The sequence below is a fragment of the Streptomyces viridifaciens genome, from assembly GCF_001888885.2.
Lineage (GTDB): Bacteria > Actinomycetota > Actinomycetes > Streptomycetales > Streptomycetaceae > Kitasatospora > Kitasatospora aureofaciens.
This window is the reverse complement of the sequence record NZ_CP090841.1, coordinates 3,842,008-3,866,270: the sequence shown is the minus strand read 5'-3', so window position 1 is coordinate 3,866,270 and position 24,263 is coordinate 3,842,008. Positions and strand designations below refer to the sequence as shown.

Below are 24,263 nucleotides of genomic sequence, written 5' to 3'. Positions count from 1 at the left end.
CCCGCGGCCCGCCCGACCCTCAACTCCCGCTCAGTGCCCGGACCTCGGCGTAACCCGGCACCGGACCGACCGGCCCGCCCGAGGCCACGGCGGCGGCCGTCGCCACCGCCGCCGCCAGCGCCGAGCGGTACAGCAGCGAGCCCAGGCTGACCCGCGCCACCCCGAGCCCGGCCAGCTCGGCGAGGCCCGGACCGCCGGGCGACCAGAGGATGTTGAGCGGGACGGACAGTCCGCCGACCAGCCGGGCGATCACCGCCGGATCGCCCAGCCCGGGCACGAACAACCCGTCCGCGCCCGCGCGTTGGTAGGCGTCCAGCCGCCGTACGGCCTCCGGCTCGGGGCCCTCGGTGCCGCACCAGTAGGCGTCGGTGCGGGCGTTCACGAACAGCTCCGGCACGGCGGCCTTCACCGCCGCGACCTTCGCCGCGTGGACGGCGGACGGCGCCAGGGTGCCGTCCGGCCGGCCGTCCTCCAGGTTGATGCCGACCGCGCCGGCCGCCGCCAACTCAACGGCCAGGGCGGCCACTTCGTCCGGATCGTCGCTGAAGCCGGACTCCGCGTCGACGCTCAGCAGGAAGCCGTCGCGGCCCAGCCGCCGGGCCAGCCGTACGGTCTCCGCACGGGTGGCGGCGGCGCCGTCGGGCAGTCCCGCGGCGGCCGCCACCCCCAGGCTGGTGGTGCCGATCGCGGGGTGGCCGGCGGCGGCGAGGGCGGCGGCCGAGGCGTGGTCCCAGGCGTTCGGGAGCAGCAGCGGACGGCCGGGGCGGTGGTGCAGGGCGGCGAACGGGGTCATCGCGGCGGGCCGGTTCATCGCGGCGGGCGGGGTCATACTGCGCCCTGCTGTCCGATCGGGCCCACCGAGTCCACGTAGTAGGAGCCGGTCCGGGCGAGGTGGCAGACGATGTGCCGGAAGCTCCAGCCCGCCCCCGGCGAGTCGTCCAACTGCCGTTCCGGCAGCGCGGCGACCCGCAGGGACCAGATCCGGCCGAGCCGGGTGAGGCGGCTGCGGGCCTCGTCCAGGTCGGCGACGGTGAACGGCACCAGGTCGGCCGGGGTGGTGACGTTGGAGGCGTGCCAGTGGTCGGCGGTGGCCGGCTCGCCCGCCAGGCGGGCCTCCAACTCGGCCCAGTGGTCGAGGAGATGGTCGGTGACCCGGCGGATCGCCTTGTGCGGGGTGTAGGTTCGGCCGTCGGCGTTGAGGAACGGGCGGCCGTCCCAGGCCGTCCAGGTGGCCGCCAGGGCGAGCACGTGGTCGATCATCTGCGGGATCAGGGCGGCCAGTTCGGCCTGCGAGCAGGGTTCCTCGGCGGGCGGCCGGGAGGTGTCCGCCGGGTCGGAGGAGCCGTACAGGATGCCCTCGGCGATCACCAGGGCCTGCGAGCGGCCCGGGCACAGCCGGGGCGGGGCGCCGAAGGCCAGCGGCTCGCGACCCGGCTCCCGGGCGGCGTCGAGGTCGAGCAGCACCTGCACCCCCGCGGGGACGACGGTCCCGCCGACCTCGGTAGGCCGGGCGGCGGAGCGGCGCATCGCCCGGATCGGCGGGTCGTCCCGCAGGGCTGCGGCCGGTCCGCCGCCGTTGCGCCGGGCGTGCTCGACCAGGGTGGCGGTGGCCTCGCAGGCCTGGACGAGCAGCCCGATCCGGTTCGCGGCCGTCTCCGGGTCCTCGTCGCCCATCGCGGGCAGCAGCCGGGCCACCGCGGCGTCCGCCGCCGGATCGTCCGGTGCCGGCTCGAAGTACGCCCGGGCCACCGCCTTCACGTCCCGGGCGACGGCCTCCGGGTCCGCCAGGCCGAGCGCCCGCGCGAGCGTCCGCACCACCCGCAGCCGCAGGTCCGGGTCGAAGCCGCCCGCTGCCAGGACCCGCAGCTCGCCCGGGTCCAGCCGTTCCAGGTCGGCCAGCACCAGCGCCCGGCGCCGGGCGTGCGGCTCGCCCGCGCTGAACCGGGCGACGGCGGAGCGCAGCCAGGCCACCGTGCCGTACGGGCCGGGCGTCGCGGGCGGCGGGACCAGTGCCGGGTCGGCCAGGGCCGCGGTCACGTCCTCGTAGCGGGAGAAGGTCAGTTCGGGGGACGTCACTTCAGGGGACGTCGGGTCTTGGGGCCACGGATCGCTCATGCCGCCATCGTGGTCCCGGGTCGTTTCGGCGCCGGCCGAACAGTGCCGGGTCGACCCTGGAGGCATGGCCGACCATGGACGCATGACAGTGGACCCACGGGGCTCGGCGCTCGCCGCCTTCGCCGCGCTGCTCGCCGACCCCACCCGCGCCGCCTTCTGCTGCGCGCTGCTGGACGGCCGCGCCTGGACGGCGGGCGAGCTGGCCCGCTCGGCGGGCGTCGCGCCGTCCACGGCCAGCGAGCACCTGTCCCGGCTGATCACGGGCGGGCTGCTGGCCGAGGCACGGCAGGGGCGGCACCGGTACGTCCGGCTGGCCTCCACCGCCGTGGCGACCGTGATCGAGGACCTCGCCGTCTTCGCCCAGGCCACGGCCGAGGCCGCCGTGTCCACCGGCGCCGCTGCCGCTCCCACCGCCGACGCCCCCGCCGGCGACGCTCCCGCCCCCGCCGTGCGGTCGGCGCCCCGCAACCTCGGCGAGGCCACCCGGCAGAGCGCCGAGGCCCGCGCCCGCACCTGCTACGACCACCTGGCCGGCCGCCTCGGCGTAACCCTCGCCGACGCCCTGCTCGACCACGGCCTGGTCACCGACCACGCCGGGCTCGCCGTCACCGAGCGCGGTCACCACTGGCTGGCCGCGCAGGCGATCGAACTGCCGCCGCACGCCGGCCGCCCGGGCGGGCGCCCGGTGGTGCGCAGCTGCCTGGACTGGACGGAGCGCCGCAGCCACCTCGGCGGCGCGCTGGGCGCGGCCCTGTGCCGCACCGCGCTGGACCGTGCCTGGGTCGAGCGGATCGGCACCGGCCGGGCCCTGAAAGTCACCCCGGACGGCTGCCGGGCGCTGCGCGAGCTGCTCGGCGTCGAGGTGTCCTGAGGTGTCCTGAGCTCTCCCGCGGGCTTCCTTCGAGGAGCGCACCCGGACCACCCCACCGGCCCGTCAGACGTCCGCGGTCGGCGGCTGCGCGCCCACCCTCCGGCCGAGGTCGATCAGCCCGAAGGCCGCGCCCTGCTGGTCGCCGACCGCCGCGAACCGGCCGAACGGGCTGTCCATCGGCCCGAAGTACACCGCGCCGCCGTTCTTCTTCAGCCGCTCGATCGCGGCGTCGGCGTCGTCCACGGCGAAGTAGACACTCACGTACGAGGGCGCCTCGGGCGGCAGGAAGTCGCCCTGCGCCCCCATCCGGCCCAGCACCGGCCGGCCGCCGACCAGGAACATCCGGTAGTCGATCTGCTCGGAGTCCATCTTCCGCGTGCCGTAAGGGAAGACCGCCGGGAAGAAGGAGTCGGCCTTCCCGGGTTCGCGGGTGACGATCTCGGCCCAGCTGTACGCCCCGGGCTCGTCCTGCTTCTCGAAGCCCTCGTGGGTCCCGGCCTGCCAGACGCCGAACACCACCCCGCCCGGGTCCCTGGCGATCACCATGGTGCCGAAGTCGCCGACCTGCATCGGCCCCATCACCACCTCGCCGCCGTGGGTCCGGATGCGCTCGGCGGTGGCGGCGGCGTCCGGCGAGGCCAGGTAGAGGCACCAGGCGGACTGCGCCTGGCTCCCCGGCATCGGCGGCACGATCGCTGCGACGGCCCTGCCGTCCGAGTACGCCTGGGTGTAGTTGCCGAACTCCGACGAACTCTCGCCGAAGGTCCAGCCCAGGACGTCGCCGTAGAAGGCCTTGGCGCCCTCCAGGTCGGTGAACATCGCGTCGGCCCAACAGGGTGTGCCCTCAGGTAGCGCAGCCATCTCTCAGCCCTCGTCCATGACGGTGCGGACGCGCGCCGGAAGGCGCGCACGGCCCCCGACTGGTCAGCCTAGCCACGGCTCGGCGCACCCGCGCGGGATGGCCCGCACGGGTGCGCCGCTCCGGCAATGGCGTACGGCTCAGCTCACCGGTGCGGCCCCGCTCACCGGTACGGCCCCGCTCACCGGCGCGCGCAGCGAGGCGGTGCCCAGGCCGGTCGGGCCGAGCGGCACCGCGCCCGTTCCGCTCCCCACGCCCACCCCGGCCCCGGCCCCGGTCGCGGCCGCCGCTTCCGCCCGGGCCCGGACCGCGCCCGCGAGGTCCCGCTCGGCGCCGAAGTGCCGCTCCAGGTCCTCGGGGCGGTACCGGCGGCAGCCCCGGTGCCAGCTCAGGATGCCCGCGAGCCAGTTCTCCAGCTCCTTCACGTACCCGTCGAGCGTCTCCCGGGTCTCCGCGCCGAGCGCGAAGTCCTCGTACATGACCGGGAGTTCGTTCTGCGCGACGTGCCGGAACTGGTCCAGCCGCGAGTGCATCAGGTCGCCGACGATCCGCAGCGCCGACGGGTAGTCGCAGTTGAAGAAGTTCTGCACCACCAGCACGGCGTTGTGCAGCTCGCCCTCGTACTCGACCTCCTTCTGGTACGAGAAGACGTCGTTCATCATGCACGCGTAGTCCATCGCGGAGTTCTCCAGCGCGCGCATCGAGCCGTGCCGGTACACCTCCGGCGGGACGGTCCTCCCGTGGCCGAGCCGGGCGAGCATCGTGGTGAGTTCGGAGCCGAAGGTGGAGCGGCGCATCTCCAGGTAGTCGACCGGATCCGGGACACGGTTCTGGATCTGGTTGCTCAACTCCCAGATCCAACTGGCCGTCATCACCTCGATCGACTCGCGCAGCGCGCCCCTGGCCTCGACGGTCATCGGGTCGACGGTCCGCTCCCAGATGTCGGCGAGCGAGCGCTCCAGCGCGTTGACCGGCTCCGGCACCGGCTCGCCGTCCAGCGGCATGAACAGCGGCAGCCGGGCGTTGGCGGCCTTGGCCCCGGCCAGGTCGCGCGTGCTGCCGAAGACCCTCGGGTAGTAGTCGTCGGCCCAGGTGCCCCAGGCCAACCAGGCCGAAGCGACGTCGAGTTGGTCGGCACTGGCGTCGGGGTGGATGCCGGCCGCGCAGAGCGGCAGGTCGTAGTCGCGCATCGACTCGGCGTCCCAGATGCCCGATCCGGGGACGCCGGGGTGCTCGGCCAGCAGGCCCACCCGCTCGGCCCACTCGACCACCCGCTCCCGCGCGCCGTCCAGGTGGGGGCTGAGCGACAGCGCGAACGGCAGCTCGAACTCCGGCAGCCGGGACGGCCCGACGGGCTGGAACGGCACGTGCGCGTGCGACCGCGCCCGCCGTACGGCCGGCGCCGCCGGGTCCTGCGCCGTCCCGGCCCCCTTGCGCAGGATGTCCAGCGCCGAGGTCCCGATCCCGCCGATCGCGTACCGGTCCCACCAGTTGCCGGCCCCGGGCATCCCGGGCAGTGCTCCGCCCGAACCCGGCGCCACCTCACCGGCCGAACCGGCCGCCGATCCACCGCCGTTCATGTAACGGCTGGACCGCATGTGCCACTCGTGCCCGCCGGACTGCCAGTCCTGCAGCCCCTTGACGTACGCCATCACCCGGGCCCGGCCCTCCGGGTCGAGCCCGGTCTCCGCGAACAGCACCGGCAGTTCGGTGAACACGGTGTTCTCGAACTGCTGCAGCCGCGAGGTGAGCAGGTCGTTGACCGCCTCGGCGGCCTCCTGGGTGGAGCACTCCAGGAACCGCTCCAACACCAGGATGCCGTTGCTCAGTTCGCCCTCGTCCTCGACCTCGCGCTGGTACGAGAAGATGTCGTTGCGCAGGTGCACACCGTCGGAGAAGGCGTCCATCAGCACCCGCAGCGCCCGCGAGCCGGACACCTCCTTCGGCACCTCGGCCCCGGCCGCGTACTCGACCAGCTGCGCCGACCACGGCGCCCCGCCGACCTTGCGGCGCATCTCGATGTACTCGACCGGGTTGGCGATCCGGCCGGCGTCGATGTTGGCGAGCTCCCACAGTGACTCGTTGAGCAGGTTGCGGGTGCTCTCGGCGAACCGGATCCGCCAGTCCTCCCCCATCACCGGCACGGTTCGGCGCCACAGGTCGGCCAGGCCCGCCTCGACCGGGTTCTCCGGCTCGGGCATCGGAGCGGCCGGGTCGGCCGGCATGAACAACGGCAGCCGGTCGAGGTGTGCCTTGCCGGCCCGCCGGTCGTTGGTGCGCTTGTACATGTCGAGGAAGTGGTCGTCGAAGAAGAACACCCAGACGTACCAGTCGGTGACCAGCGACAGCGCCTCGGCGGAGGCGTCGGGATGGGTGTAGGCGCAGAGCAGTCCGTAGTCGTGGGCGTCCAGGTCCGACTGTTCCCAGATCCCGGACCCCTCCAACATCCCCATCTCCCGGGCCCATTCCGAGGAATGGGCCCGCGCCTCGTCCAGATGGGGATTGAGTCGCGCCGGGTGCGGCACGTAGAAGGACGGCAGTTCGAACGGCTGGGTCACGGCGGGCGAGCCTTTCTGGACGCGTCGATTGGAGAAAGGATGACCCCAGCCACCTCGACCCACCGCCGCAACCCAAACAGTCATATGAAATGACCCACTTGCTCGAACCACCGGCCCGACCCCCCGGTCGAACTCCAGGCCGACTCCCGCGCCGACGACCGACCCGCCCCCGCGGTGGGAGGCCGGTCAGGCCGCGAGTCCCAGGGCGAGGGAGGCGGCGGCCGGGGCCAGATAGATCAGGGGGAAGGGGATGTGGGCGTACGCGCCGGCACGGGCGACGGTGATCACGGCGCCGAGGAAGTAGAGCACGATGCCGACGGCGGCCGCGTAGCCGACGGCCGGGACGGCGAGGCCGGCCAGCAGGCCGAGCGCCCCGGCCGCCTTGGCGACGCCGAGCCAGGTCCACCAGGCGCGCGGAACGCCGTACTCGGCGAGCGGCCCCACGACGTACTCGGCCTTGGCGAAGACCGAGTACGCCGAGAAGCCGACCATGAGGGCGCCGAGGACGGTGACGACGATGTGGGCGACGGACATTGGAGCACTCCCCGTTCGATGGCTGGTCGATCCGAGTCGATCGGATCCGGTCGGACACAGCACTGACCCGGAGCACCAGGCGGATGTGACAGCCGCGGACAAAATTGTTTCCGCACCGCCGCCGGGAAACGGCCAACAACCGCTCCGCCAACGAACAAAGCCTGTCTGACAAGGGCTGGAATCACCAAGACTTCCCCAGGTACGGGCGTGTTGACCGCGTCCGTCCACGTCACGTCATCCAGACTGGGCGCCGACCGACGTCAACTCCGAGGAGGCCACACCTCATGAACGTCACCGTCCGGCTCGCCCAGCAGCCCGAGGCCGACGAACTGCTCGGACGGAGTGCGCTCGCCGCGCTCGTCGGCATGCTGCTGGACCAACAGGTGCCAATGGAATGGGCGTTCACCGGCCCGCTGACCATCGCCCAGCGCCTCGGCCGGGACGACCTGGACGCCCACGAGATCGCCACCTACAGCCCGGAGGAGTTCGTCGCCCTGCTCTCCGCGAAACCGGCCGTCCACCGCTACCCGGCCGCGATGGCCAAACGGGTGCAGCAGCTGTGCCAGTTCCTCGTCGCGCAGTACGACGGAGACGCCGCCGCGCTGTGGAAGGACGCCCGCACCGGCAAGGAACTGCTCAGCCGCCTCAACGCCCTCCCCGGCTTCGGCAAGCAGAAGTCGCAGATCTTCCTCGCCCTGCTCGGCAAGCAGTACGGGGTACGGCCCGAGGGCTGGCGCGAGGCCGCCGGAGTCTACGGCGAGGAAGGCGCGCACCGCTCGGTCGCCGACATCACCGGTCCCGAATCCCTCGCTCTGGTACGGGAGTTCAAGCAGGAGACGAAGCGCGCGGCGAAGGAGGCCAAGGCCGCCGCCAAGCCCCGCACCACCACCCGGACGGCCACCGCGGCCGTCTCCGGCGCACGTTGAGCCGCCGGCCGGCCCCGGCCGGGAGCGGCCGCGACTACCGGCTGGCGGGCACCAGCGCGTAGGCGTACCGCCCGCGGATGCGGCCCTCCCCGTGAGCGACGAGGGCCCCGGCCGCGCAGCGCGACCGAGGCCCTCCCCCCCCCGAGATCGGAAAACCCGGAACCGAAAACCCGGGACCGGAAGCCCGGGACCGGAAACCCGGAGCCGTCACACCAGGACGGACTCCCGCTGCTCCGCGCCGTCCGGGGCACCGGCCTCGACCGCCACCCCGCGCTTGCGCGGCAGCGCGAACATCAGCAGGAACACCGCCAGCAGCACCCCCGCGACCCACCACATCGCGTGCACGAACGCCCCGCCGAAGGCCGTTCCCAGCGCGTCCGGCGCGACCACGTCGTCCATCGCCCCGAAGAAGGCCACCGACACCAGCCCGAGCCCGAGCGCGTTGCCGACCTGCTGCACGGTGTTGATCAGCCCCGAGGCCGACCCGGCGTGCCGGCGCGGCACCTCGGAGAGGATCGCGTCGGTGATCGGCGCGACGATCAGCCCCATCCCGAGGCCCATCACCACCAGCGGCAGCGCCATCTGCCAGGGCGCGATGCCCGTCCCGTACCGGTGCGCCTCCCCGATGTAGACGAGCACGCCCACCGCCATGATCAGCGCGCCCGCCTGGAGCACCTTGCGCCCGAACCGCGGCACCAGCTTCTGCACCGAGAGCCCGGCCGCCGTGGAGACCGCGAGCGAGAACGGGATGCCGGTGGCACCCGCCTTGAGCGGGCTCCAGCCGAGGCCGACCTGCATGTAGAGCGTCCAGACCAGGAAGAAGATGCCGAGCGCGACGCCGAAGGCCAGCTGCACGCAGATCCCGGCCGCGAAGCTCTTCACCCGGAACAGCGACAGCTCGACCAGCGGCGAGCCGTCCCGCCGCGTCTTGGCCTTCTCGTACACCACGAAGAGCACGAACACCGGCAGGCTGCCGGCCATCGACAGGTAGCCCCAGAGCGGCCAGCCGGCCTCCCGGCCGTGGGTCAGCGGGTAGATCAGCATCAGCAGGCCGAGGCTGGCCAGCGCCACGCCGACCAGGTCCAGCTTGAGCGCGTGCTCGGCCCTGGACTCGTCGATGAAGCGGCGTCCGAGCAGCAGCCCGGCGATGCCGACGGGCAGGTTGATCAGGAAGATCGGCCGCCACTCGAGGCCCAGCAGGTTCCACTCGGTGAGCAGCGCGCCGATCATCGGACCGGACACCGCGCCCAGCCCGACCACCGCGCCGAACATCCCGAACACCTTGCCGCGCTCCTCCGCAGGGAAGGTCGCGTGGATGATCGACAGCACCTGCGGCACCATCAGCGCCGCCGTCCCGCCCTGCAGGATCCGCATCGCGACCAGCATCTCCGGGCCGGAGGCCAGCCCGCACAGCGCCGAGGCCAGCGTGAAGCCGCCGATGCCGATCAGGAAGAGCCGCTTGCGGCCGTGGATGTCGCCGAGCCGCCCGCCGGTGATCAGGCCGATCGCGAAGGCCAGCGCGTAGCCGCCGGTGACCCACTGGATGGCGCTGAAGGAGGCGCCGGTGTCCTGCTGGATGCTCGGGATGGCGATGTTGACGATGGTGACGTCCACCAGGTCCATGAAGGAGGCGACCATCACGATCGCCAGCGCGATCCACCTCCGCCGGTCGGCTCCCGCCGTAGTCATTCCGTTCTCCTCACTCGTCCGCTGCTGCACGTCCGGAACGGTACGGGTCATGTAGGTCAGACCCTGTCCCAGTTCCTCCGGCATGCTGGAGGGCATGAGTGACACGCCGGCCCGGCTGCTGAACCTGCTGTCCCTGCTGCAGACCCCGCGCGAGTGGCCCGGCAGCGAACTCGCCGAGCGGCTCGGCGTCAGCCCGCGCACCATCCGCCGGGACATCGACCGGCTGCGCGACCTCGGCTACCCGGTGCAGGCCACCATGGGCGCGGTCGGCGGCTACCGGTTGGTCGCGGGCACCGCGATGCCGCCGCTGCTCCTGGACGACGAGGAGGCGGTGGCCATCGCGGTCGGCCTGCGGGCGGCCGCCGGGCACGCCGTGGTCGGCATCGAGGAGGCCTCGGTACGGGCACTCGGCAAGCTGCTCCAGGTGCTGCCGGGCCGGCTGCGGCACCGGGTGGGCACCCTGAACACGGCCACCGTGCCGCTGCTCACCGGGGACGGCCCGACCGTCGACCCGGAGGCCCTGACCCTGCTCGCCGGCGCCGTCACCAACCACGAGCGGCTGCGCTTCGCCTACCGGGCCCGCGACGGCGCCGAGACCCGGCGCAACGTCGAGCCCGAGCGGCTCGTCTCGACCGGCCGCCGCTGGTACCTGATCGGCTACGACCTGGACCGGGACGACTGGCGGCTCTTCCGGGTCGACCGGATCACCGAACCGTTCGCCACCGGCGCCCGCTTCACCCCGCGCCCGCTCCCGGCCGAGGACGCCGCCGGGTTCGTCGCGAGCCGGCTGCGCCGCCACTCACCGACGCACACCATGGTGGCCACCGTCCACCGCCCCGCCGCCGAGGTCGACGGCTGGATGCCCTGGACCGGCGACTACGAGCTCGAACCGATCGACGACCACAGCTGCCGTCTGCGCTCCCGGGCCGACTCGCTGAAGTGGCTGGCGGCCGGACTGCTGATGCTGGACTGCGACTTCGAGGTGCACGAGCCGCCGGAGCTGCGCGAGCACCTGCGCACGATCGCGGACCGGGCCGACCGCGCGGCGCCTCGGGGGGCTGAGCCGGGGGGCTGAGCCGGGGGCCGCTCTGTGGACGGCGGGCCCCGGCGGAAAGGAGGCTCAGACCCCGTACTCGGCCGTCAGCAGCGCCCGCCCGAGGGTGTGGAAGGTGAGGTTGAAGCCGATCTGGGCGGCCGGGGTGTCGGCGGTGACGTCCAGCTTCTCCACGTCCAGCGCGTGCACCGCGAACACGTACCGGTGCGGGGCGCCGGGCGGCGGGGCGGCGCCGTCGTACTTGTTGTCCGGGAAGTCGTTGCGCCCGTGGAAGGAGGCCGCGCCCGGCAGGGACTCGTCCGAGGAGCCGGCGCCGCGCGGCAGTTCGGTGGTGTCGGCGGGCAGGTTGAGGGCCAGCCAGTGCCACCAGCCGGAGCCGGTCGGCGCGTCCGGGTCGTAGCAGGTGACGGCGATGCTCCGGGTGCCCTCCGGCAGGCCCGACCAGGACAGCTGCGGCGAGAGGTTGCCGCCGCCGTGGATGAACTCCTGACCCAGCGTGCCGCCTTCGGTGATGTCCCGGCTGCTCAGTTCGAAGGACGGAACCCGCGGCAGGAACTCGTACGGCAACGGCGGACGAACACTCATGGGGTGCACCTCTCACGCTCGGAATGACACGGATCACTGTAATGGGGTGCACGACCGATCCGGCCGCCCCTACAGTCGACGACATGGCCTCGAAACTCGCCCAGTTGTTCTCGGATTCCCGCCGCGCGCTGTTCACCATGCTCGGGATCCAGGCCGTCATCTGGTCCGTCCAGGTGGTCAACTGGCTGGACGACTACGACCTGTCCAAGGAGTACGGCCTGCGCCCGGAGCGGGTGGACGACCTGCCCGAGATGTTCACCATGCCGTTCCTGCACTTCAGTTGGGACCACATCATCTCCAACTCCTGGCCGCTGTTCGTGCTGGGCTTCCTGGCCGCCTACCGCGGCATGCGGAAGTTCCTGCTGGCCAGCCTCGTGATCACGGTGTCCGGCGGGCTCACCATCTGGCTGCTGGAGAGCTCGAACACCGTGACGGCCGGGGCGAGCGGCATGGTCTACGGCTACCTCGGCTACGTGGTGCTGCGCGGCGTCCTCGACCGCAACCTGCTGGACGCGGTGGTCGGCGTCGGCGTCGCCGCGGTCTACTGGACGATCCTGATCGGCGTGCTGCCGATCGCCCACGGCGTCAGCTGGCTGGGCCACCTCGGCGGGCTGATCGGCGGACTGGCCGCCGCCTACCTGCTCCGCAACCCGGCGCGGCTCCGCAACCAGGAGCCACCGAAGCCCGTCCCCGCGGCTCCCGCCCCGGGCAGCCCCAACGCCGCCCTGCTCAAGGAGCTGGACGACCTGGGCCTGTGACCCGACCGGGCACACCAGGTATAGACCATTACCGGCCCTCCGGCTAGCGTGAACGACGCACCCGTCCCCAGCTCCGGAGCCGCACCGTGGAGTCGTCCGTCCTCGCCTTCGCCACCGACCTGCTCGACGAGGGCGCCGACACCTTCTTCGGCAACCTCACCGACCGCGCCGGCGTCGGCGGTGTCACCCTGGCCTCGGTCTACCACGAGGCCCGCGACGTCTTCCCGCGCAACCCCCGCCGGGTGATCCGCTACCTGGAGCCCGGCGCCGCGTACTTCCGCCCCGACCCGGCCCGCTGGGCGGGTCGTCGCCTGGCGCCCGTCCCGTCCACCGCGATCGGCGCGCGCGACCCCTTCGCCGAGGCCGCCGCCGAGGCCGGCCGCCGCGGCCTCAGGCTGCACGCCTGGACGGTCTTCTGCCACAACGACCGGCTCGGCTTCGCCCACCCCGACTGCGCCCCGGCCAACGCCTTCGGCGACCGCCACCTCACCGAGCTCTGCCCGGCCCACCCCGAGGTACGGGAGTACGCGCTGACCCTGGTCGAGGAGCTGGCGCGGTACGGCGTGGACGCGATCCGCGCGGAGTCCCTGCACTTCCACGGCCTGCGCCACGGCTACCACCACGAGCGCTACTTCGAGGAGCTGGGCCCGACCGCCGAGGCCCTGCTCGGCGTCTGCTTCTGCCCGCACTGCCGCGCCGCCGCCACCCGCACGGGCGTCCCGGCCGAGCAGGTGGCCGAGGCCGTCCGGGCCGAACTGCGCCGCCGCCTGGCCGATCAGGAGGCCGCCGCCGAGCCCGCCGACCTGAGCGCCCTCGCCGACGGCGCCTTCGCCGGCTACGTGGACGCCTCCGCCGCCACCGTCACCTCGCTCGCCGCCGAACTCACCGAACGCGCCCGCCACCACGGCATGCGGCTGAGCTTCATGGACGGCGGCGGCCCCGGCAGGGGCTGGCTGGCGGGAATCGACCTGCCCGCCCTCGCCGCGGCCACCGACCAGATCGAGACCCTCGGCTACGCCGGGACCCCGGAGGCCGTCCGGGAGAAGCTCGCCGCCTTCGCCCTGCACGGCGTCCGGCCGGAGCGGATGGCGGTGATCCTTCGCCCGATGGCCGCGGACTGCGACGGACCGGAGAACCTCGCCGCCAAGATCGGGGTGCTGCGCGGCCTCGGTGTCCCCGAGGTCGAGTTCTACCACTACGGCCTGATGCGGCTGTCCTCCCTCGACCGGATCGGCGCCGCGCTCGGGAGCTGACTCACCGCCGCCACTGGACGTCCCGAACAGGCTGCGCGGGATCTCCTGCCCGAGCCGCCGCCCGGCCGAGCGGCCGGAGACGTCCCCCTGACCTCCCGGACGGTCTGCGGGGCGGGGCGGAGGACATCGGTGCACGCGACCGGACGGGATCAGACGCCAAAAACACGGCCTGAACCCGGCCGCGACCGGGCGATGTTCACGACATTTCCCATCAAACAGCCGCAATCACCCACCCCCAGCCCACAACCGTGCGCGTGGCGCCCCCGCGGCTGCTGGGCCATCCGCCGTCCGAACGGTAGGCTTTCCGTGTGATCTTCAAGCGCATCGGCAATGGGCGGCCGTACCCGGATCACGGCCGGACGAGCACCCGCCAGTGGGCTGACGTCGCCCCGCGTCCGGTGCGGCTCGACCAGCTGGTGACCACCAAGGGCCAACTCGACCTGGAAACCCTGCTGGCCGAGGACTCGACCTTCTACGGGGACCTCTTCGCCCACGTGGTGAAGTGGCACGGCGACCTCTACCTGGAGGACGGGCTGCACCGGGCCGTACGGGCCGCGCTGCAGCAGCGCCAGGTGCTGCACGCCCGTGTCCTCGAAATGGACTGACGGCCGCACGGCGATTTCCCGGACCGCCCCCTCGCCACCCGGCGGAGGGCGGTCCGCGCGTACCCGGGTACCTCCTTTCGGGTGCCGGGGTACGCCAGATGATGATCATTTAGTACCTTCCCAGCTGTCCGGCACTACGCTGCTGACTACGGCCGCGACCAGGGGATCCGCCCGCACCGGGAGGACGCCTCTGCCCGGCCGCCCGTCATCCCGACCCCGCCCCGGCACGAGGGGGAGACAAACCGTGAGCATGTTGACTCCCCAAGGCCTCAAGGGGAAGCAGTACCGCATCACCGGCAACGCCTACCCGCGGCTTGGCCGGCCCCCGAAGAAGAGTCGCAAGGTGATCGCCGCGCTCGCGGCCCTGCTCGCCCTGGCCCTGATCGGCCTCGGCGGCGTGCAGCTGTACGACATCTTCCGCGGCAGGACCGGAAACGCCTCCGCGCAGGCCTGCGCCGACCCGTCCGGCAAGCCGCTGGCCGCCCCGACCCCGGGCGCCACCCCCGGCACCCCCGCGGCCTCCGGCGCCCCGGCCGCCGCGCTGGACCCGCACGCCGTCCCCGCGCCCACGGCCGTCACGGTGAACGTCTACAACGCCACCACCAAGGCCGGCCTGGCCGGGCGGACCGCCGACGAGCTCAAGAAGCGCGGCTTCGTCATCGGCAAGGTCGGCAACGCGCCCGCCGAACTGGACAAGAAGGTGCCCGGCACCGCCCAGGTGATCGCCGGCCCGACCGGCGCCGCCGCCGGCACGCTGGTCAGCTCCCAGATCGCCGGGGCCACCGTCACCGCCGACGCCCGCACCGACGCCAGCGTGGACTTCGTGATCGGCGACAGCTACAACGCCCTGCTGGACGAGACCCAGGCGGCCGCCGCCCTCGCCCTGGCCATCAAGCCCTCCCCCACCCCGAGCGCCACCGGCAGCTGCTGACCGCACGGCGGGGAAGAGCAGAGCCCCCGGCCGCGCGGCCGGGGGCTCTCGGACGTTCGGAAGGTCAGCCGGCCGTGCCGTACAGCCGGTCGCCCGCGTCGCCCAGGCCGGGGACGATGTAGCCGTTCTCGTTCAGCCGCTCGTCCAGCGCGGCGGTGACCACGGTGACCGGCAGGTCGGCCAGCTCGCGCTTCATCACCTCGACGCCCTCCGGCGCGGCCAGCAGCACCACGGCGGTGACGTCGGTGGCGCCGCGCTCGATCAGCATCCTGATCGCCGCGACCAGGGTGCCGCCGGTGGCCAGCATCGGGTCGAGCACGTAGACCTGGCGGCCGGAGAGGTCGTCGGGCATCCGGGTGGCGTACGTGGAGGCCTCCAGGGTCTCCTCGTTGCGCACCATGCCGAGGAAGCCGACCTCGGCGGTCGGCAGCAGGCGGGTCATCCCGTCCAGCATGCCGAGACCGGCCCGCAGGATCGGCACGACCAGCGGACGCGGGTAGCTGAGCCGGGTGCCGAGCGTGACCGCCACGGGGGTGGTGATCTCCACCTCGTCGGTGCGGACGTCCCGGGTGGCCTCGTAGGCGAGGAGGGTCACCAGCTCGTCGGTCAGGCGACGGAAGGTCGGCGAGTCGGTGCGCTCGTCGCGCAGGGTGGAGAGCTTGTGGGCGACCAGGGGGTGGTCGACGACGTGGAGACGCATGTACCGAGGTTAGCCCGGTCCTGGACGCCTGTACGACACGCCGTGCCAGGCCGCCCACCGGCCGCGGTCACCTTTCGGTGACACGCCGTGACGAGCGGCGGATGTCCGGACGGAACCGGTTCCTGTGGTATCAACCCGGCGCTTCTGGGAATGTCACGTCTTATGACGAGCAACCCGAAAGCCGGGGACGGCTCGGCGGACGAGCCCGTCGGCGGGGCGGCCCTTCACGCCGGCCCGCCGCAGGACCCCCCGGAGACCGAGTCGGAGCGCCGCAGGCGGCGGGCCGTCTTCCTGCGCGAGCTCACCGAGGCCCGCGAGTTGAGGGAGCGGGTCCAGCCCCGACGGACCAAGGAACGCCGGATGCGCGAAGCGATGCGGATGCGAACCTTCCGCATCTGAGCCGGCCCGGCCCGGCTCCCCCACCCCTGCGATCCGACCCCGGCCCGGCCCGTCACCGACCCGACAGGCGTTCGGGCCAAAATTCGACCGGCGTCGGCGGGCCCCGGCCCGGCTCGGCCGCCGGCCGCCCGGCCCTTCCGACACGACCTGCAAAGACGCGCTGCCGAACAGCCCCCGCAAGGGCGGGCTTTCTGTCACGATTCCGATGGGACGGTCCGAACAAGCGGACCGCCTCTGGCGCGGGGGCGGCCAGATTTTCGCGTCGCCCGAGCGCGCCGACAGCCGAGACCGATGATCTTGGGAGTGTCCCTGGTGGCGTACTTCGCTGCAGTGCTTGCTCGCACCGAGGACGGGTGGGATGTGAGCGAGACGGAGCTCGACGACGTCGAAACCCTGGCCGATCTGGCCGACCTGGCCCGCGGCTCCGCCCAGGACGACGACAGCGTCCTGATCTTCATCGAACAGGAGGACTCCTGGTTCGCCATCGTCCGGGTGGACGGTGAGGACGACCCGCGGATCTTCGTGTCGGACGGCGCCGCCGCCGCCCGCAGCTCCTACGGCTCCGTCCTCACCGACGAGCTGGTCGACCAGGCCGGCGAGAGCGAGTTCGGCGACCTGGACCACCTGCTGGACGAGGAGGCCGAGGCCGAGGAGCAGGACGACGAGGACGCGGACGGCCGCGGCGGCGTCCCGGTCGGCCCGCTGGGCGACGCCCACCTGCTCACCGAGTTCGGCCTGGCCGCCGACGAACTGCTCGCCCTCAGTGGCGAGGGCGCGGTGCCGGGCGACGCCCTGGAGGAGATCGCCGAGGCGCTGGGCTGCGGCGAGGTCCTGGAGGCGGTCCGGTAGCGGCACCGGTCAGGCCGGTGTCCACCACCGGATGCCCGACACTGGATGCCATGCAGCCCGCATCCACCCCGCTGACCGTCCCGTACGTCCCCCCACTGCCCGCCCCCGTCCGCCCCGACCCGGTCCGCGACCGCTGGGCGGCGCCGATGCGCCTCGCCATCGCCGAGGCCGCCCTGGCGCCGGCCACCGGGGACGTCCCGGTCGGGGCGCTCGTCCTGGGCCCGGACGGCGAGGTGCTCGGTCGCGGCCACAACGAGCGCGAGGCGGTCGGCGACCCGACCGCGCACGCCGAGGTGGTCGCGATCCGGCAGGCCGCCGGGAAGGCCGGGGAGTGGCGGCTCGGCGGCTGCACCCTGGTGGTCACCCTGGAGCCGTGCACGATGTGCGCAGGCGCCATCGTGCTGTCCCGGATCGACCGGGTGGTCTACGGCGCCCTCGACGAGAAGGCCGGCGCGGCCGGCTCGCTCTTCGACGTGATGCGCGACCGCCGGCTCAACCACCGGCCCGAGGTGATCTGGGGCGTCCTCGCCGAGGAGTGCGGCGAGCAGCTGCGCGCCTTCTTCGACACCCACCGCTGATCCCGTGATCCCGCCGCCGACCACGCCGCCGTTCCCGTCGGCGAGCCGCCCCCGGGAACGGATTTCGTGACCGCGCCACCCGTCCGGTAGAGTTCCCCTCGGTAGCGTGTCCGAGCGGCCAAAGGAGCACGCCTCGAAAGCGTGTGTGGGGGCAACTCCACCGTGGGTTCGAATCCCACCGCTACCGCTGGAAAGCCCGAGGGCCCGTCCGATCCGGACGGGCCCTCGGCGTTTGCGCGCACCCCCGGACGCGGAAAGGGCCCCGCACTCCGGGCCCGTGACCACCACGGCCCGGCCCGTACGGAGCCTGGAGGGGGAGCGGCTCGGGGGGGGCCGACCGCTCCCCCGGCGGAGTCCCACAACCGGTGCCGCGTCCGGGGGGAGCCGCGACGGCCGGTCCCACAGCGGGGAACTCCGGATCCACATGCCGGGGATTCCTGCCAGACCCCGGGCACGCCGTCCATCCTGCCGCCGGGCCGACGGCGGGGCACCCGGAGAAAGGCCCCACTCGCGGGGACCTTCGTCCCGCCGGGCCAACGCGCCGCACACTTGATAGCCCGTCCGGTGGATAAGCTGCCCTGCAGGGCCGCTCGGGGACCCGGATGACGGCGGCCCACCGCAGGGAGGAAGGTCACGATGGCGCAGGCGAAGAAGATCGGCATGGTCCTCCTGCTCATCTTCGTGCTCTACTCGATCATCACCTCACCGGCCCGGTCCGCCGAACTCGTCCAGCTGGGCTTCGAGGGCATCTCGAACGCGGCCAAGGCGGTCGGTACCTTCATGACCGGTCTGATCAAGTAAGGAGCGGCCATCGTGATCCGCCACCTCGTCCTCTTCAAGCTCAACGAGGGCGTCGCCAAGGACGACCAGCGCGCGCTCGCCGGCGCCGAGGCGTTCGCCGAACTCGGCTCGTTGATCCCCGAGCTGCGCGAGTGGGAGTGCGGCTGGAACACCACCGAGCGCGACATCGCGTACGACTACGCGATCAACAGCCTGGTCGAGGACCGCGAGTCCCTCCAGGCCTACCTGACCCACCCCGCGCACCAGGCCGCGGCGGGCCAGTGGCGCGAGTTCGCGACCTGGGTGATCGCCGACATCGAGGTCTGATCCCGCCCGGCCGTCCCCCGGACGGCCCGCGTCGCCCCGCCCGGCCTCCGGGCGGGGCGTCCTGCTCTGTCCGGGAACGACCCGTGCGGCGCCTCGCCGGCGGGCGCCGGGGAGTTCGGGCACCCCACCAACACACCTCCACCGGGTGCTTGCCCGACCTGCGCCCACCTTGTGATGCTATGACCGGTTTTGCCGGACATGGCGAGGTGTGAACCAGCCAGCGACACCCGATCCGCAGGGCCCGCCGTTGTCGACTATGGGAGGGGTGACGTGTCCGTGGACGAGGTACTGGCGGCGATCATCAGCCCGGCCGGCGAGCTCCGCCCGGACGGGCTTCGCGGCCCCGGTGGCCGGCCCGCCGTGGACGTCCGGACGCTCACCAGGGTGCTGTTCGAGCGGCTCTCCGAGCTGCCCCCGGACGCCCCCGAGCGGGAGCGGGTCCGGGCCGCGCTGATCGAGGTGAACATCCCGCTGGTCCGCTACGCGGCCACCCGCTTCCGCAGCCGCAGCGAGCCGATGGAGGACGTCGTCCAGGTCGGCACCATCGGTCTGATCAACGCGATCGACCGCTTCGACCCGACCCGGGGCGTCCAGTTCCCCACCTACGCGCTGCCGACCATCCTCGGCGAGATCAAGCGCTACTTCCGGGACAACGTCCGCACCATGCACGTCCCGCGCCGGCTCCAGGAACTGTGGGTGCAGGTCAGCGGCGCCATGGAGGAGCTGACGGTACTGCACGGGCGGGCCCCCAAGGTGCCCGAGATCGCCGCCAGCCTGCGGATCCCCGAGGAGGACGTCCGGGCCTGCCTGGACGCCGGGCGCGCCTACAACGCGGCCTCCCTGGAGGCCGCCCAGGAGCACGAGGGCGGCCTCGCCCTGCTGGACCGGCTCGGCTACGAGGACTCCGCGCTGGCCGAGGTCGAGCACCGCGACATGGTCCGCCACCTGCTGGTGCAACTCCCCGAACGGGAGCGGCGGATCGTGATGCTGCGGTTCTTCGCCAACCTCACCCAGTCGCAGATCAGCACCGAGCTGGGGATGTCCCAGATGCACGTCTCCCGGCTGCTCTCCCGGATCCTGACGAGGCTTCGGACCGGCAACTCCTGGGAAGAGTGAGGTTGCAGCGCGTTACCCCCGTGTGACAACTCGCGACGTTCGGGTTTGCCGTGGGCCGTGTTCCGGTATGGAGGGGGTTGGGCCCCCGCCGGGAACCTCCGTGCGACGGCCCCCGTTCAACTGTCAGTCACAAGGGGGTGGGTGCATGTCCGGAGAGCTGGGCACTGCGGAGATCCACGCTGGTCAGGCCAAGGGCACGGCGGTCGCCGAGGACCGGATCCCGCTCCAACGGGTCGGCCCGGGGGTGCCCACCGAGGGGGCACCCGCCCAGGGGACGCCCGCCGAGGCACCGCCCGGCTCCGGGCTGGACACCCGGACACTCTCCCGCTCGCTGTTCCTGCGGCTGGCCACACTGGAGCCCGGCAGCGAGGAGCACACCTACGTCCGCGACACCCTGATCGAGCTCAACCTGCCGCTGGTCCGGTACGCCTCGGCCCGCTTCCGCAGCCGCAACGAGCCGATGGAGGACATCGTCCAGGTCGGCACCATCGGCCTGATCAAGGCGATCGACCGCTTCGACCCGGAGCGCGGGGTGGAGTTCCCCACCTTCGCGATGCCGACCGTGGTCGGCGAGATCAAGCGCTTCTTCCGGGACACCAGCTGGTCGGTCCGGGTGCCGCGCCGGCTCCAGGAGCTGCGGCTGGCACTCACCAAGGCCGGGGACGACCTGTCCCAGCGGCTGGACCGTTCCCCCACCGTCGCCGAGCTGGCCGCCTGCCTCGGGGTCAGCGAGGAGGACGTGGTCGAGGGCCTCGCGGTGGGCAACGCCTACACCGCCAGCTCGCTCGACTCCAGCCCCGGCGAGGAGGACAGCGAGGGGCCGCTGGCCGACCGGCTCGGCTACGAGGACCTCGCGCTGGAGGGCGTGGAGTACCGGGAGTCGCTCAAGCCGCTGCTGGCCAAGCTGCCCCCGCGCGAGCGCCGGATCATCATGCTGCGGTTCTTCGGCAACCTCACCCAGTCCCAGATCGGCGAGGAGATCGGCATCTCCCAGATGCACGTGTCCCGGCTGCTCACCCGGACGCTCACCCAGCTCCGGGAGGGGCTGATCAGCGAGGGCTGACCGCCGGGCAGGCCCTAGTCCGTCCCGCCGTCCAGCAGGTTGGCGCGCAGTCCGGCCAGTACCTCCTCGTCCAGCCCGAGCCCCTCCCGCCAGAAGGCGTCGAAGCCGGCCCAGCCGGCCTCGACCTCCGCGAAGGCCGCGTCCAGGTAGCCGCGGTCGGCCCGGAAGACCGGCAGGAGGAGCTCGGGCTCGCGCATCAGGCCCCGGCTGCCGAAGTCCTCCAGCACCCGTTCGACCACGGCGGCGGAGCGCTCGTTGGTGAGCAGGTAGTCGGCGAGCACGGTCTCGCGGTCCACGCCCAGGGCGGTCAGCACCAGCGCGGCCGCCCAGCCGGTGCGGTCCTTGCCGGCCGAGCAGTGGAACAGCAGCGGCACGCCGCCCGGGTCGGCCAGCAGCCGCAGCAGGGCGGCGAAGCGCTCGCGGGCCACCGGGTCGGTGACGAACCAGCGGTAGAGCCCGGTCATCATCGCGGCCGCCCGGCCGTTGCCGAGCAGGCCGCGCTGCTTGCGCGCGCTGCGGTCGGAGAGGGCGCCGCGCAGCGTGGTGTTGATGTCGAAGTCCGTTGCCAGCAACGGAAGGTGGTGGGAGGTCACGCCGTCCGGCAGCAGGTCAGGACCGGCCTCGCGGATCTCGTCGGAGCTGCGCAGGTCGACCACCGCGCGCAGGCCGAGCGCGCCCAGCGGGTCGACGTCCTCGGCGGTGACCCGGTTCAGGCCGTCACTGCGCAGGACGACGCCACCGCGCACCACCCGCCCCCCGGCCGTCCGGTAGCCACCCAGGTCGCGAGCGTTGACCGCGCCGCGCAGACCGAGACTGCGCCCGACCAGGACCGCTCGGCCCGGCTTCGGGAGCGCATTCCGTACGTCCCCGATTCGCTCGGATGCGATCCGCCCATCGGTCACCCGCGAGCCTCCATTGCAAATTCGAACTGTCACATGGCACAGCGGTGCCCGATATTGCATGAACCTGCCCATTGCAGCGACATGATGTGCAAGAGTGTCAGGCGCAACGACGACAGTGTAGGTGCCCCACGGATCCGTGTGAGCCGCACAGTCGGTAACCAGCTGTAGCACTCGGCTTCCGGTTTTTCATTTTCAATTCATTATTTGCGCGGGCGGTCCGGTTGCGGTCACAATCAGCGCCTCCATGGCTTCACCATGAACGTTGGTAACAGGTTCGCTGCACTCTCGCCCAATTGGTCCCTCGCACCGTCGACGCTCGACCAGGATGGGCGCCGGGCAGCCTGCTGCCCGCGAACAGCTACACGGGCAGGCGAGCGCCGAGCAGCGCGGGGCCTGCCCAAGGGGAGGATCAGACATGGGTCAAACGACCCGAAGAGTTGCCGCCTGCGCAGCGGCAGTTCTGCTGGCCAGCGGCCTGCAGACCACCCTGGCCCACGGCGACACCACGCCGCCCAGGATCGACCTCACCGTCCTGGTCATCGACGACGGGGGTCCGTCCGTCGCGGCGATCACCGCCGAGCTGAAGAGCCAGGGCACGCCGTACAAGGTCGTCAGTCTCAATGACCCCAACCGTCCCGTGATCAACTCGGCTTTCCTGAGCGACACGGTGAACGGGCTCCCCCGGGGCAAGTACCAGGGCATCGTGCTGCCCAACGAAAACCCCTTCCCCAACAGCGCCGCCGAGATGACGGCGATCGCCACGTACGAAGCCGCTTTCAACGTCCGGCAGATCGACGCGTACACGTGGGCCAGTCCGGCGGTCGGACTGAACTACGCCCAGAATCCGGGATTCGTCGGCACCCTCGACGGATTCCAGGCGGCCACCACCACGGCCGGGACTTCCGGTCCGTTCGGGTACCTCAAGGGCAGCGTCCCGTTCGAGGACAACGACCCCAACGTCAGCGAGAGTTACGGCTACCTGGCGACGCCGCTCGCCAACCTGCCGACCGGTGCCTCCTTCGTCCCGCTGGTCGACGCGGCGATACCGGGCACGACCAGCCGCGGCTCGCTGGTCGGCGAGTACACCCACGACGGCCGCAAGGAACTGGTCGTCACGTTCGTCTACAACCAGTACCAGCAGCAGTACCGGCTGCTGGCCCGCGGCATGGTCGACTGGATCACCCAGGGCGTCCACCTCGGCTACGACCGCAACTACTTCGCCACCCACGTGGACGACGTGTTCCTGGCCGACGACCGCTGGGACACCGTGCTCAAGTGCACCCCCGGTGACGTCACCTGCCCGCCCGGCACCCCGGACACCGCCAACCCGATCCGGATGACCCAGGCGGACGCGCAGTACCTCAAGCAGTGGCAGACCGCCAACAACTTCACGCTGGACATGGTGTTCAACGGCGGCGGCAGCGAGGACTGGAAGTCCGACCACCAGACCACGGTGGACCCGACCGCCAGCCAGATGATCTCCGACCAGAACAGCTACCGCTGGGTCAACCACACCTACACCCACCCCTACCTGGGCTGCGTGCAGGACGTCAGCGTGGTGCCGTGGAAGTGCACCAAGGACGCCTCGGGCAACACCGTCTGGACCGACCAGAACACCATCTCCACCCAGATCAAGCAGAACTTCGACTGGGCCACCGCCAATGGCCTCAAGGTCGACCCGCAGGTGCTCGTCACCGGCGAGCACTCCGGTCTGCTCACCGCCCCGCAGGAGACCAGCGACAACCCGAACCTGGCGCCGGCGCTGGCCGCCAACGGCATCAGGTTCACCGGCAGCGACGCCTCCCGCGAGCCCGCCCAGCGGGCCGTCGGCTCGTCCACGCTGACCGTGCCGCGGTACCCGATGAACGTCTTCTACAACGCCGGTTCGGCGCAGGAGGAGACGGACGAGTACAACTGGATCTACACCAGCAAGGCCAACGGCGGCAGCGGCGTCTGCGAGAACAACGCCAACTCCACCTGCCTGTCCGCGCCGCTGGACACCACCACCGGTTACCAGTCGTACATCGTGCCGCTCGAGGCCCGGATCGACCTCGGCCACGTGCTGAACAACGACCCGCGCCCGCACTTCGTGCACCAGTCGAACCTCTCCGAGGGCCGCATCCTGTACCCGGTGCTGGAGAAGGTCCTCGGCACCTACCGCTCGCTCTACGCCGACAGCACCCCGATCGTGAACCTCGGTGAGCGCGAGATCGGCCAGGAGTTCCAGAAGCGCGCGGCGTGGAACAACGCCCTCGCCTCCGGCCAGGTCACCGCGTACAAGATCGGCAACACCGTCACCGTCAGCGCGCCGGCCGGTGTTCAGATCCAGGCCACCATGCCGACCGGAACTGCTCAGAAGATGGCCATCGGTACGGCCGCCTTCGGTTCGGCCTACGCCGGTACGCTCTCGGGCTGGGCGTCCCCGGGCTCCCTGCAGAGCAGCGTCACCCTGCAGCTCCCGTCCGCCGCCGCGCCGGCCGCCCCGGCCGCCGTCGCGCCGAGCGTCGCGGCCAAGTCCGTCCCGGCACCGGCGCCGGCGGACAAGAAGGTCGTGCCGCAGGGCGTCGCCACCCCCGTCCCGGCGGGGCCGGGCGACACCACCCGCAAGCCCGCTGCCAAGTCCCTCGTGCCCGGCAGCGGAATCCCGGTGCCCGGCAAGGCCGCCGTCCAGGGCAAGGGCGCCCAGCACTCCGGCAAGCAGTAACCCGCAACACCCCTTGGCGGGGTCGGGCCGGTCGCCCGGCCCGGCCCCGCCACGGCTCCCGCTCCGGCCACCCAGGACGGACAAACGACGCAAGAACAGGAGGGGGG

General features: G+C 72.4%; 24 protein-coding genes and 1 tRNA gene. 16 read left to right on the top strand and 9 right to left on the bottom strand.

What is annotated here, in order from left to right; translation table 11 throughout:
- Positions 1-19: 19 nt before the first annotated feature.
- Together BOQ63_RS24290 and BOQ63_RS24285 are read right to left on the bottom strand one after the other, a co-directional pair.
- On the bottom strand, positions 20-829 hold the full coding sequence (locus BOQ63_RS24290) for an isocitrate lyase/PEP mutase family protein (protein ID WP_223886030.1): 810 nt from the start codon (positions 827-829) through the stop codon (positions 20-22).
- Positions 826-2,115 carry a cytochrome P450 family protein gene (locus tag BOQ63_RS24285; protein ID WP_318299379.1) on the bottom strand — a complete coding sequence of 430 codons (1,290 nt, stop codon included), beginning with the start codon at positions 2,113-2,115 and terminating at the stop codon, positions 826-828. Before BOQ63_RS24285 ends, BOQ63_RS24290 begins: the two co-directional genes overlap by 4 nt.
- An 82-nt stretch (positions 2,116-2,197) precedes the next feature.
- On the opposite strand from BOQ63_RS24285, the gene BOQ63_RS24280 reads away from it, so the two are divergent.
- Positions 2,198-2,986, top strand: a complete 789-nt coding sequence (locus tag BOQ63_RS24280; protein WP_030278520.1) for an ArsR/SmtB family transcription factor — start codon at positions 2,198-2,200, stop codon at positions 2,984-2,986.
- A gap of 63 nt (positions 2,987-3,049) precedes the next feature.
- On the opposite strand, the gene BOQ63_RS24275 is transcribed toward BOQ63_RS24280, so the two are convergent.
- The 3 genes from BOQ63_RS24275 to BOQ63_RS24265 form a co-directional block, all read right to left on the bottom strand.
- Positions 3,050-3,847: a VOC family protein gene (locus BOQ63_RS24275; protein ID WP_046387195.1), complete on the bottom strand. Its 798-nt coding sequence runs from the start codon at positions 3,845-3,847 to the stop codon at positions 3,050-3,052.
- Between the two features lie 138 nt (positions 3,848-3,985).
- Positions 3,986-6,403 (bottom strand): terpene synthase family protein, encoded by a 2,418-nt coding sequence (locus BOQ63_RS24270; RefSeq protein ID WP_191093587.1) that lies wholly within the window; start codon positions 6,401-6,403, stop codon positions 3,986-3,988.
- Between the two features lie 186 nt (positions 6,404-6,589).
- Positions 6,590-6,937 (bottom strand): DoxX family protein, encoded by a 348-nt coding sequence (locus BOQ63_RS24265; RefSeq protein WP_030278515.1) that lies wholly within the window; start codon positions 6,935-6,937, stop codon positions 6,590-6,592.
- Between the two features lie 284 nt (positions 6,938-7,221).
- Here BOQ63_RS24265 and BOQ63_RS24260 point away from each other — a divergent pair, with 284 nt between their 5' ends.
- Complete coding sequence (locus BOQ63_RS24260) at positions 7,222-7,863, top strand: HhH-GPD-type base excision DNA repair protein (RefSeq protein WP_046386337.1); 642 nt, start codon at positions 7,222-7,224, stop codon at positions 7,861-7,863.
- 207 nt (positions 7,864-8,070) lie between these two features.
- On the opposite strand, the gene BOQ63_RS24255 is transcribed toward BOQ63_RS24260, so the two are convergent.
- Positions 8,071-9,552 carry an MFS transporter gene (locus BOQ63_RS24255; protein WP_030278511.1) on the bottom strand — a complete coding sequence of 494 codons (1,482 nt, stop codon included), beginning with the start codon at positions 9,550-9,552 and terminating at the stop codon, positions 8,071-8,073.
- A gap of 94 nt (positions 9,553-9,646) precedes the next feature.
- On the opposite strand from BOQ63_RS24255, the gene BOQ63_RS24250 reads away from it, so the two are divergent.
- The gene (locus tag BOQ63_RS24250; protein WP_030551994.1) at positions 9,647-10,627 is read left to right on the top strand and encodes a helix-turn-helix transcriptional regulator; all 981 of its coding nucleotides are present in this window, start codon (positions 9,647-9,649) and stop codon (positions 10,625-10,627) included.
- A 45-nt stretch (positions 10,628-10,672) separates the two neighbouring features.
- Here the strand turns inward: BOQ63_RS24250 and BOQ63_RS24245 are convergent, their stop codons facing one another.
- The gene (locus BOQ63_RS24245) at positions 10,673-11,191 is read right to left on the bottom strand and encodes a YbhB/YbcL family Raf kinase inhibitor-like protein (RefSeq protein WP_030278508.1); all 519 of its coding nucleotides are present in this window, start codon (positions 11,189-11,191) and stop codon (positions 10,673-10,675) included.
- Positions 11,192-11,274: 83 nt separating this feature from the next.
- Between BOQ63_RS24245 and BOQ63_RS24240 the strand changes: the two genes are divergently transcribed.
- The 4 genes from BOQ63_RS24240 (at position 11,275) to BOQ63_RS24225 (ending at position 14,738) form a co-directional block, all read left to right on the top strand.
- Positions 11,275-11,949, top strand: a complete 675-nt coding sequence (locus BOQ63_RS24240; protein WP_030278506.1) for a rhomboid family intramembrane serine protease — start codon at positions 11,275-11,277, stop codon at positions 11,947-11,949.
- 86 nt (positions 11,950-12,035) lie between these two features.
- The gene (locus BOQ63_RS24235) at positions 12,036-13,202 is read left to right on the top strand and encodes a hypothetical protein (protein WP_072654946.1); all 1,167 of its coding nucleotides are present in this window, start codon (positions 12,036-12,038) and stop codon (positions 13,200-13,202) included.
- Positions 13,203-13,510: 308 nt separating this feature from the next.
- The gene (locus BOQ63_RS24230) at positions 13,511-13,807 is read left to right on the top strand and encodes a type II toxin-antitoxin system VapB family antitoxin (RefSeq protein ID WP_030273186.1); all 297 of its coding nucleotides are present in this window, start codon (positions 13,511-13,513) and stop codon (positions 13,805-13,807) included.
- A gap of 250 nt (positions 13,808-14,057) precedes the next feature.
- Positions 14,058-14,738 (top strand): LytR C-terminal domain-containing protein, encoded by a 681-nt coding sequence (locus tag BOQ63_RS24225; protein ID WP_094742895.1) that lies wholly within the window; start codon positions 14,058-14,060, stop codon positions 14,736-14,738.
- 64 nt (positions 14,739-14,802) lie between these two features.
- Here BOQ63_RS24225 and upp read toward each other — a convergent pair whose 3' ends face one another.
- Positions 14,803-15,438 carry a uracil phosphoribosyltransferase gene (gene upp / locus BOQ63_RS24220; RefSeq protein WP_030278500.1) on the bottom strand — a complete coding sequence of 212 codons (636 nt, stop codon included), beginning with the start codon at positions 15,436-15,438 and terminating at the stop codon, positions 14,803-14,805.
- A 162-nt stretch (positions 15,439-15,600) separates the two neighbouring features.
- Between upp and BOQ63_RS24215 the strand changes: the two genes are divergently transcribed.
- The 8 genes from BOQ63_RS24215 (at position 15,601) to BOQ63_RS24180 (ending at position 20,550) form a co-directional block, all read left to right on the top strand.
- Positions 15,601-15,837 (top strand): hypothetical protein, encoded by a 237-nt coding sequence (locus BOQ63_RS24215; protein ID WP_030278498.1) that lies wholly within the window; start codon positions 15,601-15,603, stop codon positions 15,835-15,837.
- Between the two features lie 291 nt (positions 15,838-16,128).
- Positions 16,129-16,686: a tRNA adenosine deaminase-associated protein gene (locus tag BOQ63_RS24210; protein ID WP_030278496.1), complete on the top strand. Its 558-nt coding sequence runs from the start codon at positions 16,129-16,131 to the stop codon at positions 16,684-16,686.
- 50 nt (positions 16,687-16,736) lie between these two features.
- Positions 16,737-17,264, top strand: a complete 528-nt coding sequence (gene tadA, locus BOQ63_RS24205) for a tRNA adenosine(34) deaminase TadA (protein WP_078866975.1) — start codon at positions 16,737-16,739, stop codon at positions 17,262-17,264.
- A gap of 100 nt (positions 17,265-17,364) precedes the next feature.
- A tRNA-Ser gene (locus tag BOQ63_RS24200) sits at positions 17,365-17,451 on the top strand.
- 449 nt (positions 17,452-17,900) lie between these two features.
- A complete protein-coding gene (locus BOQ63_RS24195) occupies positions 17,901-18,065 on the top strand; it encodes a hypothetical protein (protein WP_167344920.1) in 165 nt (54 codons plus the stop codon).
- Between the two features lie 12 nt (positions 18,066-18,077).
- Positions 18,078-18,371, top strand: a complete 294-nt coding sequence (locus BOQ63_RS24190) for a Dabb family protein (RefSeq protein WP_030278492.1) — start codon at positions 18,078-18,080, stop codon at positions 18,369-18,371.
- Between the two features lie 270 nt (positions 18,372-18,641).
- Positions 18,642-19,487: an RNA polymerase sigma factor SigF gene (locus BOQ63_RS24185; protein WP_370863317.1), complete on the top strand. Its 846-nt coding sequence runs from the start codon at positions 18,642-18,644 to the stop codon at positions 19,485-19,487.
- A gap of 145 nt (positions 19,488-19,632) precedes the next feature.
- Positions 19,633-20,550: an RNA polymerase sigma factor SigF gene (locus BOQ63_RS24180; RefSeq protein ID WP_030278488.1), complete on the top strand. Its 918-nt coding sequence runs from the start codon at positions 19,633-19,635 to the stop codon at positions 20,548-20,550.
- A 14-nt stretch (positions 20,551-20,564) separates the two neighbouring features.
- Here the strand turns inward: BOQ63_RS24180 and BOQ63_RS24175 are convergent, their stop codons facing one another.
- On the bottom strand, positions 20,565-21,452 hold the full coding sequence (locus BOQ63_RS24175) for a tyrosine-protein phosphatase (protein WP_050366690.1): 888 nt from the start codon (positions 21,450-21,452) through the stop codon (positions 20,565-20,567).
- Positions 21,453-21,867: 415 nt separating this feature from the next.
- Here BOQ63_RS24175 and BOQ63_RS24170 point away from each other — a divergent pair, with 415 nt between their 5' ends.
- On the top strand, positions 21,868-24,156 hold the full coding sequence (locus BOQ63_RS24170) for a hypothetical protein (RefSeq protein ID WP_063756480.1): 2,289 nt from the start codon (positions 21,868-21,870) through the stop codon (positions 24,154-24,156).
- Positions 24,157-24,263 lie beyond the last annotated feature (107 nt).